7 protein-coding genes are annotated in these 15,027 nt (G+C 69.1%); 2 read left to right on the forward strand and 5 right to left on the reverse strand.

The features are described from left to right. Positions 1-86: 86 nt before the first annotated feature. The 3 genes from OHA99_RS08105 to OHA99_RS08115 form a co-directional block, all read right to left on the reverse strand. Positions 87-3,776, reverse strand: coding sequence for a caspase, EACC1-associated type (locus OHA99_RS08105; protein WP_405694967.1), 3,690 nt, complete (start codon positions 3,774-3,776; stop codon positions 87-89). Beyond that, a complete protein-coding gene (locus OHA99_RS08110) occupies positions 3,773-4,171 on the reverse strand; it encodes an effector-associated constant component EACC1 (RefSeq protein WP_405694969.1) in 399 nt (132 codons plus the stop codon). The genes OHA99_RS08105 and OHA99_RS08110 overlap by 4 nt, the downstream gene beginning before the upstream one ends. Before the next feature lie 65 nt (positions 4,172-4,236). Continuing rightward, a complete protein-coding gene (locus OHA99_RS08115) occupies positions 4,237-4,857 on the reverse strand; it encodes a restriction endonuclease (RefSeq protein ID WP_405694972.1) in 621 nt (206 codons plus the stop codon). Positions 4,858-5,425: 568 nt separating this feature from the next. Here OHA99_RS08115 and pglW point away from each other — a divergent pair. Both pglW and pglX read left to right on the forward strand, forming a co-directional pair. After that, positions 5,426-10,099, forward strand: coding sequence for a BREX system serine/threonine kinase PglW (gene pglW, locus OHA99_RS08120; RefSeq protein ID WP_405694974.1), 4,674 nt, complete (start codon positions 5,426-5,428; stop codon positions 10,097-10,099). 96 nt (positions 10,100-10,195) lie between these two features. Continuing rightward, positions 10,196-13,873 (forward strand): BREX-2 system adenine-specific DNA-methyltransferase PglX, encoded by a 3,678-nt coding sequence (gene pglX / locus OHA99_RS08125; protein WP_405694977.1) that lies wholly within the window; start codon positions 10,196-10,198, stop codon positions 13,871-13,873. 46 nt (positions 13,874-13,919) lie between these two features. Here the strand turns inward: pglX and OHA99_RS08130 are convergent, their stop codons facing one another. Together OHA99_RS08130 and OHA99_RS08135 are read right to left on the reverse strand one after the other, a co-directional pair. Next, entirely contained in the window at positions 13,920-14,108 is a 189-nt protein-coding gene (locus OHA99_RS08130) for a DUF397 domain-containing protein (protein WP_405694979.1), read from the reverse strand. After that, complete coding sequence (locus OHA99_RS08135; RefSeq protein ID WP_405694981.1) at positions 14,105-14,959, reverse strand: helix-turn-helix domain-containing protein; 855 nt, start codon at positions 14,957-14,959, stop codon at positions 14,105-14,107. Before OHA99_RS08135 ends, OHA99_RS08130 begins: the two co-directional genes overlap by 4 nt. Positions 14,960-15,027: the final 68 nt, after the last annotated feature.

The following is a 15,027-nucleotide window of genomic DNA, read 5'->3' on the forward strand; positions in this document are numbered from 1 at the left end:
GGGACAGGCTTCGGCTGCCGCAGTCGTATCGCGCTTCGCGCTCATCCCAATGCGTCTTTCAGCGCTGCCGCCCCTCCCTGCGCATTTCAGTTGTCGAGCCGGCCCACCACCCGTTCCGTATGCCCGTCCCACACCTGCCAGGCAGGCACCCGCACGCCGTTGGGCAGCAGGGCTGTTCGACCGAGTGCGAGTCTCAGGTGACGTGCGGCCTCTGCGCCGGTGGACGCACCGTGGTCGAGTCGGATCCGAACGTTCTTCGAGCCGTGGCGGACGTCGAAGTCGTAGGGATAGCCGTCCACCACGGCGTTCCGGTCGATCAGGACTCCCGGAATCTCGTCCGTCAGCAGAAACTGCAGCCTGTCGCCGACGTCTTCGTCGGAATGTTCCGAGTGAACGCTGTGCGGAGGAAGGCCGTCCTTGGCCTCTGCCGCGTCGAGGAGTGCGTGCGGCATGCCGGGCCGGACCGCCCAGAAGTCGCGGTCGCCGAACACGATGAGATGCGAACGGGCCCGTGTGATGGCCACGTTCCAGAGGTTGACCTCGCGGGACAGCCAGTTGACCGCGCTCGGACGCATCCGGTCGGACGCGACGAGGGACAGCAGGATCACATCCTGCTGTCCTCCCTGGAAGGTGTGCACCGTCCCGACCCTGACCCGTGGTTCGTGCTGCCAGCGGCCGGCGATCAGGTCCTTCTGGGCCCGGAAGGGAGTGACGACGCCTACGGTCGAACCGTGCGGGAGCCGCTTGAGCAGGCGCTCCACCGAGAGATGAACGCGGTCGGCCTCGTCCTGGTTCAGCCACGACCCGTTGTGACCCCTGCGTGCCGTCCCCGTCACGTCGAGCCACTGCACGGCGTCGACTCCGTCGATGCGTCGCAGCGACCGGGGGTCGGTGAGGACGGTCAGCCGGCCGCCGTAGCAGTGCCGGTTCGCGATGCCGACGATGTCCGGGTGGCAGCGGAAGTGCTCGTCGAGCAGCAGCGTCTCCCCTGCCGCGTGGGCAGCCGCATGGAAGGAGGAGTAGCGGCGATGCTCGAGCCGGTGCTCGTCGAGCCAGCTCGCCCGCAGTCCCGCTCCCCGGTGCGCCTCCGCCTCCTGGCGTGGCTGCAGTGTGGTGATGTGCTGCAGCTGCATGGGGTCGCCGATCACCAGGGCACGCCGGGCGCGGAACAACAACGGCAGCACATCCGGTGCGGAGCACTGACTCGCTTCGTCCACGATGACCAGGTCGAAGAGGGCGGCTCGGTCCCGGAACCGCCGTGCGGACCGCGTGGTGACTGCCCAGCCCGGGACCTGCGGCAGGATGCGGTCCAGGGTCGACCACTGCCTCGGCGATCGTGCCCGCACCGCCTCAATGCGCTCGTGGATGGCAGCGCGGGCGGTCATCGCCTGCTCCGCCACCGACGACTGCAGCAATGCTGTCGCTGCCTCACGCACTCGCCGGTCGGCATCCTGGAGCGTGGCGTGGAGCTGGGCGTCGTCGGGCGCCGCTTCGGCGGCGGTGCGCCTGCGCCGCCAGTCGGCTTCCGCTTCGGCGAACATCAGCAGTTCGGCGAAGTCCTTACGGTCCTCGGCCTGGACAGGCACCGGACCGAGCCCGCGCACGCACCGGGCGCGCAGCCATCCCCCGAAGATTCCGAGACGGGCCGCCGTACGGGCCCGGCGCAGCCACCGTCCCAGGGAGACGTCGTCGCCCAGCAAGGTGGCGAGTGTCCCGGGGTCCTGGTGGTGCTTCTCCGCGTAGGCAAAACGCAGCCGACCGAGGTCTGCGAGGTCGCTCTCCCGGCTCGCGATCTCTGCGAGCCGGTGCCGCAGCGACTCCTGTGTGCGGAGGTGGTTGCGCAGTTCACCCCGGAACGTCCGGGAGGACTGCCGGGGTTGGTGGCTGCGGGTCAGCTCCTCCAGCGTGCGCACCTCCTTGTCGACTACCGACTGCGCCCCTGTCCGCACGAGAAGCCCCGGGGCGAGTTCCTCGCACCGCTGCCAGACCTCGTCCACCGCCTTGTTGTTGGTGGAGGCGACGAGCACGGTCTGTCCGGCGGCCCTGGCGGTGGCGACCGTGTTGACGATGAGCTGGCTCTTGCCTGTGCCGGGTGGTCCGGTGGCGACCGTGAGCCTGCGGACCATGGCGGCCCGGATGACGGCTTCCTGTCCTTCGTTGAGTTCCAGTGGCGCGACGATCTGTACGTCCTGCTCGGCGCTCGGCTCCCTTGCGCTCGGTGTACTCAACGCTCCGAGTGCCGTGTCCGGGAACTGCCCGATGCTCCGTTGCAGCGTCGTGTAGTCCTTCATCAGCTGCGCTGTGGCCGCGCTGTCCGACCGGGTGGCGTAGACGACCGCCACGTTGCGGGCACCCTCGTGTGCCGCACGCAGCGAGCTGCCGTCGCCGAGGGCCCCGGGATCGAGGTGTTCGGTGTCGGGCAGTCCGAGTTCCTGCAGCAGGCTGCGCAGGTCGCGGATCATGTCCTCGCGGAATCCCGGCCGCCAGTTGGGCTGGTAGGCGGCGAGCAGTTCCCGGCCCTCGTCCTTGCCCAGCCGGTTCAGGACGAGTTCGGGGTGGAGGACGATCGGTCCGGACGGCGTGACGACGCTGCGCCCCTGTGGTTCGCGTTCGACTTCGATCCGGCGCATGGCGAGCGGGGCGCACACCTGTCGCGTGCCGTCGTACAGCACGGCGACGGGGTACCCGTACCAAAGGTCAGCACCGTCTTTCTGCGCCTGATCGGCGAGGTCCACTACCCGTTGTGGTGCCTGCACACTGGATTCCGTGCCGGAGAGAAGGACCTCCTCCCCGGCCGGCCAGACCATTCGCGGCGGGTCGCTGCCCGCCAACGGCAGCAGTTCACCGGCACGGCCCTCCACCTCCAGGCATTGCTGGTAGTAGGCCAGCAGCCCGGACCATTCGGCCTCGGTGAAGGCGGAGTCGTCGTATGCCGCTTTGGTGGGCTCGACCGGTGCCGGCGACTTGTCCCCCGCGGCGTCCGTCACTGCGGTGCGCCCGGCGGGCAGTGGCTTGAGTGCGGGGATCTGGCGGCCGGTGGGGGCGTGAGCGAGATAGATCTCCCCGGTCACGGACAGGGTGGACTGGGTCGGCGTTTGCCGACGGCCGTCCGGTGCCTTCCGCAGTTCCTGGCTGATGTAACGGAACAGGTCGTTCGCGGAGATCCACCCGTTGCCGTGCAGGTCCGCTCGTCCCGAATGCAGGCCCTCCACGATCGCCCGGGTGAACTGCGAAGGCTGGTCGGCATCCGTGGTGAACGCCTTTTCCCAGTGTTGAGAGGCGGTGATGACATGTACCCCTCCGGCTTCGACCACCGGCATCGCGGCCGTCGCGGGTGCTCCCTTGCTGCGGAAGCCCTGCACCGCGCTGCCGCTGAAACAGCAGTCGAGCAGCAGCACCTTGCGGCGGGCCGCGCACTTCTCCAACTGGTCGATGACAAAGGCTGCTTCGAGGGCTGTCTGCTGCTCCCGCCCGGCCTGGGTGTCCGTGGTGACGAAGTACAGCTGACCGTCCTCGCGGTCGTACGCCCCGTGGCCGCTGAGGTAGACCACCACCAGTTCATCGGGTTCCCGCGCACTCAGGAATCCCTCGATGGCCTGCTTGACCGCCGCTTTCGGCGAGTCCTCGACCCGGGAGCACTTCTCGTACCCTCCGACGGCGGGCATCTCGAACACCTGGCCGAGGAAGTGGATGTCGGCGCGCACCGAGGGCAGGGCGGGGTAGCTCACGTCCTGATGGGTGGCGGTGCCCACGAGCAGAGCATGCTTTCGGCTCACCGCCCGGCTCCGGGGCCGGCGCCCGAACTGCCGTTGCTGTCACCGTCCCGCAGCTTCCTGATCTCACGCCCGGAGACGCCGCCCTGGAACTCGGTGACCGTGCCGTCCGGGTGCTGGACACGCACCTTGCGGCTCTTCCGGACGGCGACCCAAGCCTTGATGGCGGTCCCGGCCAGCGTGAAGGACCCTCCCGTGAGAACGAGCACGACCTCCGGAGTCAGCAGCGCGGGCCCCTTCGAGCCATCCGCGTCGTGTGCTGTTTCCGGTGGGGCGAAGCGCACTTCGGTGTCGTCCAACCGGCGCAGAACGTCGCGGAGTTCTCGCGCCTCCACTTCCGCGTGATGCGGGTCCGCCCCGGACACCTGAATCCGTACGGACTCGGTCTGGCCGGTCATACTCCCCCTCAAGGTTTCCAACTTATCTTGACATATAGCGGGTTATCACGCTTGCTTACGTGATGTCACCCCGGCGACCTTCTTGCACGCCAAGATCCGGGACTCCGCCTCCCGCTCCGTGGCCGCGCATCGGGGATCCGGAGAATCCGGTACAACGGCTCTCCCAGGTCGGCCCACCGCTCCAGCGCGTCCCGGTCGACCAGGTGGATCCCGTAGCGCGGGCCACTGGCTCTCGCGGCCGTCGTGAACCCTCCGGTGGTGACGATCACAGCGAATTCGGCACCGTGGTCGTGGCGGTAGGTTCCGTTGACCCGCTGGACGTCCTGGTCCCCGACCCTTCGGTCCGGTCGCAGCCGCTTGCACTGGACGACCACCCGCCGTCGGGACCCGTCGACGACCAGTACGTCGGCTCCCTTGTCCCCTGCTCGGCCGACATGCTGCGCGGCCAGCCCGTCCCTGCGCAGTAGGGAGCAGATCGCCAGTTCGAATGCCGTGGGGTCCAGGGAATCGAGATGTGCCAGCGAATAGCGCACGGGCCCTGCGGCAAGCGCCGAGCGGCCGGCCCGCCCCGTCAAGGCCGACCTCCCCGGCTTCAGCGCCAGCCCGGCAGCTGCGGAAGCCAGCCCGAACCCGGTCCACACCGGCCACTGCTGGGCCACCTGCCACAGCACGACGAGCCCTGCCATGCTTCCGAGCCCCCACGCCCACCAGGGAATCGCGGTCCACCCGCCCTGGCTGCGACTGCGCCGCATCAGCCGGCTGCCCCGAAGAGCGTCCACACTCCGAAGGCCAGACCGAACAGCGCGAGTCCCGCAAGGTCGGTGACCGTAACAGGGGTGAAGCCGTGATCCTGGCAACGGGCGAACAGTCCTCTGCGTCTGCGGCGGCACGGCCGGTGGTACCGCGTCGGTCCACCGCAACGGGACACCAGCACACATCCGCCTATGCCGAGCAATCCCATGACAAGTAGCACTGAACCCCCTGATCCCCCCGCACAATCCTTCATATGTATCGAAGAGTCGCGCGTTCCGACCAGTACATCTTCGGACGAATCCCAGGGCGCGTGTTCCGGTCACTCGCCCACGGCGTCCGCCCTCCGGCCTGCCGTTGTATGGCCGCTGTCACTTCCGGACCGCTCGGTGTCGGTGCCACCGTCTAGGATTTCTTCCGGGAATTCAGCCGGGCTGCCCGGGCCGCACCAGCAGGAACGCGACCGGCACGCACGGACATGAGCTGACACGGGGCGGGAGCCGCATGGAGGATGGCCGGTGGACGACGGTCACCGAGTCCGAGTTCGAGCACGAGCGCCGCGGTCTTGAGGCCGTCCGCAGGCTCCTGCCGAACGAGGAGCCCTGGCGTGCCTGGTCGAACTTCACCTTCACGGCGAACAGCGGGCACGTCCGCGAGATCGATCTCATGGTCACCGCGCCGGCCGGAGTGTTCCTGGTCGAGCTGAAGGACTGGCACGGGTCGGTGAGTGGCGGCGGCAACAGCTGGGTGCAGACGACACCCGGCGGTACGCAGCGCCGGCACGGCAATCCGCTGCATCTGACCAATCAGAAGGCCAAGGAGCTGGCGGGCCTGATCGGGAACGTCGTGGGGCGTGGCCCCGGACGGCCGAGGATCTGGGTGGGTGAGGCGGTCTGTTTCACCGACGACAGGTTCCGGGTGAATCTGACGGGCGCCGACCTGAACGGCGTCTTCAAGATCAGACAGCTGGTGGAGATGCTCGCCGTTCCGCCGGAGGGCGCCCGGGGGCAGGTGACCGCCGGGGTCTCGCGCCAGGTCGACGCGGCCCTCAAGCAGCTCGGCATCGCGTCCGTCCGCCGTCGGCGCGAGGTGGGGTCGTACCTCCTGGAGACGAAGTCGTTCGACTCCGGTCCGACCTGGGCCGACTACCGGGGGAGTCACACCCAGCTGCACGATCTGGCGCGGGTGCGGGTCTTCCTCAGCGAGCGGGGCGCTTCGGACACCGAGCGCGCCTCGGTGGAGAAGGCCGCCGCGCGTGAGGCCGCGGTACTCAGCCGGTTCCGGCACCCGGGCGTCGTCCAGCTGAAGAGCTACCTGCCGTCGGGGCATCCCGCAGGCCCGACGATCCTCTTCGACTACCATCCGGAGACCCTCAGGCTCGACGACTACCTGGTGGAGCACGGAAAGCTCCTCGGCCTGCGCGGCCGTCTCGCGCTGGTCCGCCAGCTCGCCGAGACGCTCCGTTCCGCGCACTCCAACCGGCTCCATCACCGCACGCTGTCGGCGCACGCGGTGCACGTGATCCCGCGCAACCGCGGTCCGCGCGGGCGCGAACTGGGCGAGGAGCAGCGCTGGCTGAGCCCCCGGCTGCAGATCGCGGACTGGCAGATCGCCTCCGGGCACAGCGCCAGCCAGGGCAGGCCGCTGACGCTGGCCACCTCCCATGTGTCCGGTCTGCACGTCTCCCAGCAGGCCGACCCGTATCTGGCGCCCGAGCTGCGGATCCCGAAGGCGGACCCGGTCCGGCTCGATGTGTACGGGCTCGGCGTTCTCACGTATCTCCTGGTCACCGGGCAGGCGCCGGGTGCGACCCAGAGTGAGGTCCTGTCCCGCCTGGAGGCGGGTGAGACGCTCGCCCCGAGCGCGCTGGTGGACGGCCTCGATCCCGACGTCGACGACCTGGTGGAGGCGTCCACCGCGTACGAGCCGAGCCGCCGTCTCTCCACGGTCGACGACTTCCTGGAGATGCTGGAATGCGTCGAGGAGGCGTTCGCCGACAAGGACGCCGCAGGTGGGGAGTCGGCTGTCGGCGCTTCCCCGGCTCCGGGGGCCGGTGGAGAGCAGACCGAGCCGGAGAAGGACCCGCTGGAAGCGGTGGCCGGTGAGGTGTTCGCCGGGCGCTGGGAGATCGTGCGCCGTCTCGGCACGGGCTCGACGTCGCGGGCGTTCCTGGTCCGTGACCTGGCCGGCGAGCCCCGTCGCAGCGGAAGCCTGCCGGTAGCGGTGCTCAAGGTCGCGCTCAGCGAGGCGAAGCACGTGGTGCTCGACCGGGAGGCCGATGTCCTCGGCCGGATCCACCGGGATTCCAGCATCATCGCGCTGTACGAGCGGGAGCCGCTGACCCTCGCGGGCCGCAGGGTGCTCGCCCTGGAGTACGTGGGCGACAGCCGCGCACTGGACACGGACGGTACGGGCAAGGCCGCACGCAGACGCGAGGACACCGTCGCCCGTCAGCTGCGGGACTACGGCCGCCTCCGCATGGACCAGCTGGAGACGTACGGAAAGTACCTGTTCGGCGCGGTGGAGCACCTGGAGGCGGAGGGCATCTGGCACCGGGACCTGAAGCCGGACAACATCGCGATCCGGATCCGTCCCAACGGCACCCGCCAGCTCGTGATGATCGACTTCTCGCTGGCCGGATACCCCGCGAAGGAGATCGAGGCGGGCACCGAGGGCTACCTCGACCCCTTCGTCGGAATCATCACGCGCGGTTCGTACGACGGCCACGCCGAGCGGTACGCGCTGGCTGTCACGCTGCACGAGATGGCGTCCCGCGAGCTGCCCCGCTGGGGCGACGGCTCGGTCACGCCCCGGCAGACCGATCCGAAGCAGTGGCCGTACCCGCAGCTGGCTGCCGACGCCTTCGACGACCCCGTACGGGACGGCCTGGTGGCCTTCTTCCGCAAGGCCCTGGCCCGGGACGTGAAGGACCGCTTCCCGGACCTGAAGCCGATGGAGCGCGCCTGGAACGCGATCTTCCTGGACGCCCAGCGGACGACCGCGCCGAGCTCCGGGCACGGCAACAAGGCGGTGGCGGTAGAGAGCGCTGCGCCGCGGATCGGCCAGGGCGACGACGAGAGTTCGGCCGAGGAGATCCGCGACGAGCAGGCGGAGCGGGCCGACCGTTCCACACCGCTGTCGGTGGCGGGCCTGACGCTTGCGGCGCAGTCCCAGCTGTTCGACCTGGGCCTGAACAGCGTGGGGGACGTCCTCGACTACTCGGTGCGGAAGTTCCTGACGGCGCCGGGCATGGGCGCCCGGACCCGCACGGAGATCCAGAACCGGCAGAAGCAGTGGAACCTGCGCCTCGGCAGGACACCGGCGCCGATGAGCAAGGAGGCGCTCAAGGCCGCCCGTGAGGAGGCCACCGAGCTGGAGCGGGCAGCCGCCGAATCGGTCGCGGCGGACGGCGGCGACACCGGCCTGGAGGTGCTGCGCGGGCTGAGTCTGGACGCCCTCGCGTCCCGCCTGGTACCGCGTCCGTCGGGCGGCAACGCCCGTTCCAACGCGAAGGAGCGTGAGGCCGTCCGGCTGCTGCTCCGGCTTCCCGACGAGAACGGTGACCTGCCCGAGGGGCTGCCCTGGGTCCGGCAGGCGGACGTCGCCAAGGCCCTTGGCCTCACCGTGGGCCGCATCCCGCAGATCGTGAAGAAGGCGCGCGAGCGCTGGTACAACGATCCCGCGCTGAAGCTGCTGAGCGAGCAGGTGATCGAGCTGGTCGCCGAACGCGGCCGGGTCGTGCCGGTGCTCGAACTCGCCGACGCGCTGCTCGCCCAGCGCGGCAGCAAGGTGGCGAAGCGGCGCGACCGGCGTGCGCTGGCGCTGTCGCTGCTGCGTGCGGTGGTGGAGCGGGAGCAGTTCCTGGAGCAGTACGAGGAGACGCCGCCGCGGTTCCGCTACTTCCACGCCCGGCTGCCCAAGGGCACCGACCCGGTGCTCGGACTGATCGTCATCGACGTCCGCGACGGAGCGGCCAGTGAGGACACTGCCGACGGGGCGGACACCCCGACCCTGCCGGCCCTCCGGGAGTACGCGCTCAAGCTGGGCGCGCAGGCGGACGAGCTGGCGGGCCTGGAGTCCCTGCCGACGGCGAGCACGGTCCTCACCAAGCTGGCCGCGATCCGGCAGCCGCCGGGGGCGCTCGGCTGGGACGAGCGGCGGACGGCCGAGATCGCGGTCGCGGCTTCCCCGGGAGCCGCGCTCACACCCCGCCTGGAGATCTATCCACGCGATCTCGACCTCGTACGCGCACTGCGGATCACCCAGGCCGGTGTGGTCGCCGTGCAGCCGGGTGTCGAGGAGGAGCGCCAGCCGGGGCTCACCGTCGACGCTCTGCACAAGCGGGTCGCGACCCGCTTCCCCGACCTGGGCGACGATCCCCTCGTCCCGCGCGAACTGCCCGTCGGCAGCGCGCTGGTGCGGTTGCTGAAGCAGGCCGGCTTCGAGCTGAAGCTGGCGACCCGCTACGACAAGACCCTCCGGCTCGTCCCGGACCGGCCCGCCGGGGAGTTCACCAGCGGGCTGACGTCCGCGAGCTGGGGTGTCGCGGCCTCGTCGGCGCGGCGGTCCGCGCCGACGCAGTACGACGCGGACGCGGCGGTCGCGGCGGCGGTGAAGGCCGAGCAGCGGCTCGTGCACTCGGCGGGGCAGGACGGTTTCCGGGTCCTGACCGTGCCGCACCTGGGCGCGGAGACGGCGGTACGACGGCTGGCCGGCCAGCCGTACGGGGCGGCGGTCGTCTCGCTGACCGGGCTGTTCCTGGCCGAGCTGCGCGGCGTGATCGCCGAGGCGGCCAAGCCGACCTGGGAGACCGTCCTCAAGGCCGACGCCGCCGAGGCGGGCACGCGGCCCCACCAGCAGTTGCGGGTCCGTACGGACAAGGCGTGGGGGCGCGTGGAGCCCCTCCTTCGGGAGCGTCTGGCGCAGGGCGGCGGTCCGCTGCTCCTCACCGACACGGCGGCACTCGCCCGCTACGACGCGTTCGACCTCCTGGGCCGGCTCGCCGAGGAGTCCCGGCAGGGCGGCAGCCCGCTGTGGCTGCTCGTCGCCCAGTCCGACCCGGCGCGCGCGCCGAGGCTGGCCGGGCAGAGCGTGCCGTACCAGGCCGGGTTCGACGAGTGGATCGTCGTGCCGGACGCGTGGGTGGCGCGGAAACATCTGGCGCCGGACGCCGTCTGACGGCTGACGTACGGCGGATCGTCGCCTCCTGTCTCCGCCTTCTCGTCCTCGTCTCCTTCTCGTCTCGCTTTTCAGTCACAACATCGGGAGCAGTCCGTGATCGACCGCAAGAGCCTCCTCAGCGACCTGCAGAAGCAGGTCAAGGCGGCAGAGACCGACCTGGACGCACAGGTCAAGGCCGTTTCCGAGGTAGGGGCACGGCTGCGCGGCGAGTACGACCAGGCGAAGAAGCTGGGGCGCACGGCGGCGACCTGGAACAGCTGGCTCGGGGAGCGGGTCACGCAGGTCGCGGTGGCCTGGGTGCTCGGCACGGTCTTCGTCCGGTTCAGCGAGGACAACCGGCTGATCGCGGAGCCGTACATCACGGCGCCGGACGTGGCGGGGCGCGAGGTCGCCCAGGCGCGGTACGAGGAGTACATGGCGAAGGACGCCGACCCGACGTATCGCGGCTGGCTGGAGACGGCGTTCGCGGAGCTGGGGGCGGGGCAGGCGGGGCGGCTGCTGTTCGACCGGGACCACAATCCGCTGTACCAGATTCCGCTGTCGCACGACGGGGCGGGAGCGCTGCTGGCGTTCTGGCGGCAGCAGAAGTCGGTGGCGGCGGATGGGGAGGGTGAAATCGGCGGTGGGTCGGTGCTGGTGCACGACTTCACCGACCCGTTGAGCGAGGACGGCACGGAGGGCTGGGACACCCGGTTCCTGGGCGACCTGTACCAGGACCTGAGTGAGGCGGCGCGGAAGACGTACGCGTTGCTCCAGACCCCGGAGTTCGTGGAGGAGTTCATCCTCGACCGGACGATGACGCCTGCGGTGCGGGAGTTCGGCTTCGAAGAGCTGAAGATGATCGACCCGACGTGCGGGTCGGGGCACTTCGTGCTGGGGGCGTTCCGGCGGCTGGCGCGGATGTGGGGTGAGGAGCGGCCGGAGGTCGGGGCGTACGAGCGGGTGCGGGCCGCGCTGGAGTCGGTGCACGGGGTGGACCTGAATCCGTTCGCGGTGGCGGTGGCGCGGTTCCGGCTGCTCGTTGCGGCGATGGCGGCGAGTGGGCTGCGGACGTTCGGGGCGGCTCGGGAGTACGAGTGGCCGATTCAGCTGGCGGTGGGTGACTCGCTCATCAAGGACCGGCAGTTGGAGCTTCAGCTGGGGCTCGGGGAGGAGGGGGCCGCGGGTGACCCACTGGCGGAGTTCTCGTACGCGACGGAGGACGTGCACGAGTACCCGGGGATTCTGCAGCAGGGGCGGTACCACGTGGTGGTGGGGAACCCGCCTTACATCACGGTCAAGGACAAGAAGCTCAACCAGCTTTATCGGGAGCTGTACGACGCGTGCGCGGGGACGTATGCGCTGTCCGTACCGTTCGCCCAGCGGTTCTTCGAGCTGGCCAAGCGGGGTGGGGGTGACGGGCACGGCTACGGCATGGTCGGCCAGATTACGGCGAACTCGTTCATGAAGCGGGAGTTCGGGACGAAGCTGATCGAGGGCTTCTTTCGGGACCGGGTCGAGCTGACAGAAGTCATCGACACGTCAGGGGCTTACATCCCGGGGCATGGGACACCGACGGTCATCCTGGTGGGCCGCTCCAGGGAGGGCTCGAAGCGTCAGCCATCGATCCGAACCGTGCGGAGCGTACAGGGGGAGCCATCGGCACCGGACAACCCGGAAGAGGGGCTGGTCTGGCAGGCGATCGAGGAGCAGATCGACCGGCCAGGAAACTCCGGGCAGTGGATTTCGGTGGACGACCTGGAGCGGGGGCGGTACTTCGGGAAGCAGCCGTGGATCCTGGCCGATGGCGGCCTGGAAATGGTTGAGCAGCTGGGAAGAAGTGCCGCACTGGCCCTGACTCAGGCAATCCAATCAGTAGGTCGCACAACTAAGTCGGGTGGAGACGACGTCTACTTCTTGCCCGATAACACTGCAGCCGCTCGACTGGGACTCCTGGAGAACGTTCGACCTCTCGCCACAGGCAACGCGGTAAGAGACTACAGGATTCGGGATCTCGTAACAGTGGTAAACCCTTACGAGGATTCAGCCAATTCAAAATCCGTCGCCGACAACACTCATCTCGTAGCGCGCTATCTGTGGCCGCACCGTCAGGTTCTGAGTCAGCGTCTCCTATTCGGCAAGACCGTCGTTGAGCACGGAAAGGCTTGGCATGCCCATCTAGAGAGCTACTCAGAGAAGCTCAGGAATCCCAAGGGGATCGCCTTCCCCTTCGTGGCAACTCACAATCACTTCGCTTTTGATCGTGACGGAACTCTCTTCGGCAGCACAGCACCTGTGATTAAGTTGCGGAAGGAGGCGACGGAAGAGGAACACGTGCAGCTGCTTGGGCTCCTCAATAGCTCCACGGCTGGGTTCTGGCTCAAGATGGTGAGTCACGACAAGGGAAGCCAAGGCGTGAACGAGGGGTACAAGTCCCAGGTTTGGGAGCGCTTCTACGAGTTCACCGGTACCAAGCTCCAGGAGTTCCCCCTCCCCAACGAATTCCCTACCCTCCTCGCCACCGAACTCGACGCCCTCGCCCGACGCCTCTCCGCCACCACCCCCGCCGCCCTCGCCGCCACAGCAACTCCCACCGCCCCCACCCTCCGCGAAGCTGAGGCCGACTACGCCTCCACCCGTGCCCGCATGATCGCCCTCCAAGAGGAACTCGACTGGCAGGTCTACTTCCTCTACAACCTGCACTCCGAGGACCTCCGCCTGCCCGACTCCTCCACCGTCCCCGAACTCGCCCTCGGTGAGCGCGCCTTCGAGATCGTGCTCGCGCGCCGGGTCGTCGCTAGCGAGGCCAGCGGCGAGTGGTTCAAGCGGCACGGCTCCACGCCCATCACCGAGATCCCCGCCCACTGGCCCGACGACTACCGCGCCCTCGTCCAGAAGCGCATTGACGTCATCGAATCGAACCGTGCCATCGGCATGATCGAGCGCCCCGAGTACAAGCGCCGCTGGGCCACCGAAGGGTGGGACTCCATGCGGCAGAAGGCGCTGAAGTCCTGGCTGCTCGACCGGATCGAGGACCGCTCCTACTGGTTCGACGCGAACGGCAACCCCACCGTCACCACCCTCGCCCGGCTCACCGAAGCCCTGTCCGCCGACGAGGACTTCACCTCCGTCGCCGACCTCTACGCCCCCCGGCAGGACTTCGCCAAGACCGTCCGCGACCTGCTCTCCGAGGAGCACGTCCCCTTCGTGTCGGCCCTCCGGTACAAGCCCGCCGCGCTCAAGAAGCGGGCCGACTGGGAGCATGTCTGGGACCTCCAGCGGGAGGAGGACGCCGCGCCGGACGAGCCCGCCAAGCGGAAGATCCGGGAGCGGACGCCCGTACCGCCGAAGTACACCTCCGCGGACTTCCTCAAGCCCAGCTACTGGCGTGCCCGGGGCAAGCTCGACGTGCCCAAGGAACGGTTCGTCTCGTACGGCACGGTGAACGCGCAGTCGCCCGAGCTGTACGGGTGGGCCGGCTGGGACCACCTGGAGCAGGCGCTCGCGCTCGCCTCGTACATCCAGACCGCCGGCCTCGGCAGCGAAGAGATCGTGCCGTTCCTGGCCGGGCTGCTTGAGCTTCAGCCCTGGCTGGACCAGTGGTACGGCGAGTACGACGCCGAGTTCGGTGCCTCCCCCGCCGCCGAGATCCTCGCCTTCCGACAGCAGAAGCAGGGCGAACTCGGCCTGACCGACGACGCCTTGCGCGCCTGGCGTCCCGCACCCGCCACCCGCGCGAAGAAAGCCGCCGCCCCGAAGAAGAAGGCGGCGGCCTCCGCGGAGTCCGACTGAGCAGCGCGTCTGTGAGGCGGCTGATCCGCCGCCTCACAGACGACAGTCAGGAACCCGACACGTGCGCGGTGAAAGCCGCCCAGGCACCGGGGACCACGGCGAACGAGTCGCGGCCGAGGTCCTTGGAATCCCGGACGTGGACCGTTTCGGCGTCCAGCGCGACCTCGATGCAGTTGTCACCGTCGCCACCGCTGTAGCTGCTCTTGAACCAGCTCAGGTCTTCCGTGGTGCTCATAGCGCTCCTCGCATCTGTTCCAGCAGGCCCACCGTAGCCCGGCAATCCAGGGCCTGGGAACGCAGCTTGCCATAGCGCTGGAGGAGGATACTGACTTCGCTCGAAGCGGCGATCAGGGCGCTCGACCGGTGTCCCTCGACGTAGCCGAACCACTGGTTCCCAGGGCTCTCTGCCAGGTACATCTGACCGTCGACCCCCGTGTGGTCCTCCTGCCGGGTCGGCATGATCTGGATCTCGATGTTCGTGCGTCGCCCAAGCTCAAGCAGGTGATCGATGACGGCCTTGGTGACAGCCGTCCCGCCCACGTGGCGCTCAAAGATGCACTGCTCGATGATGAAACTGAAGGCAGTGTTCGGACGTTCAGACAACAGACGCTGCCGTTCGGTGCGAGCCGCCACCTGCCGTCCGATCTGGTCCGCCGTGAGCGGCGGCAACTGCCGCTCGAACAGTGCCCGGATATACCCCTCCGGCTGCAACAACCCCGGCACCCCCCGGCACTCATACGCGTACAGCGTGATCGCCTCTTCCTCGATCCCCGCCCACTGCAGGAACCAGGACGCCAGCCCCGCCTTCCTCCGCAGGCTCTTCGCCGCTGCCGCGAGGACCTTGCCCGCGACGGGCCCCAGCGTCTCCTCCGCCCTCCCGGGCAGCGCCTCCGGCGGGAACCGCTTGCCCTGCTCGATCTTCGCGACGTACGCCGCCGAATACCGCACCGGGACCGCGAACTCCTCCTGCGTGAGCCCTCCCGCCTCCCGCAGCGCCTTCAAGACGGCCCCGAACGTCTTGAGACTGTCCGACAGTTCGGGTTCACCACACGCCGCCGTACCGCTGCCGGCCTGGTCCGCCGTCATCGCCGCCCCGCTTTCCGTGCTCTGTGCCTTGCGCCCCGTACGCCGCGTCGGTCAACTTGCCAATAATC

It is taken from the genome of Streptomyces coelicoflavus (genome assembly GCF_045041415.1).
Taxonomy (GTDB): domain Bacteria; phylum Actinomycetota; class Actinomycetes; order Streptomycetales; family Streptomycetaceae; genus Streptomyces; species Streptomyces coelicoflavus.

Bases quoted from the DNA above. Each gene is read 5' to 3' on its own strand.
- OHA99_RS08110 (WP_405694969.1), bottom strand. From the start codon at position 4,171: ATGACCGGCCAGACCGAGTCCGTACGGATTCAGGTGTCCGGGGCGGAC.
- OHA99_RS08135 (WP_405694981.1), bottom strand. From the start codon at position 14,959: ATGACGGCGGACCAGGCCGGCAGCGGTACGGCGGCGTGTGGTGAACCC.
- OHA99_RS08130 (WP_405694979.1), bottom strand. From the start codon at position 14,108: ATGAGCACCACGGAAGACCTGAGCTGGTTCAAGAGCAGCTACAGCGGT.
- pglW (WP_405694974.1), top strand. From the start codon at position 5,426: ATGGAGGATGGCCGGTGGACGACGGTCACCGAGTCCGAGTTCGAGCAC.
- OHA99_RS08115 (WP_405694972.1), bottom strand. From the start codon at position 4,857: ATGGCAGGGCTCGTCGTGCTGTGGCAGGTGGCCCAGCAGTGGCCGGTG.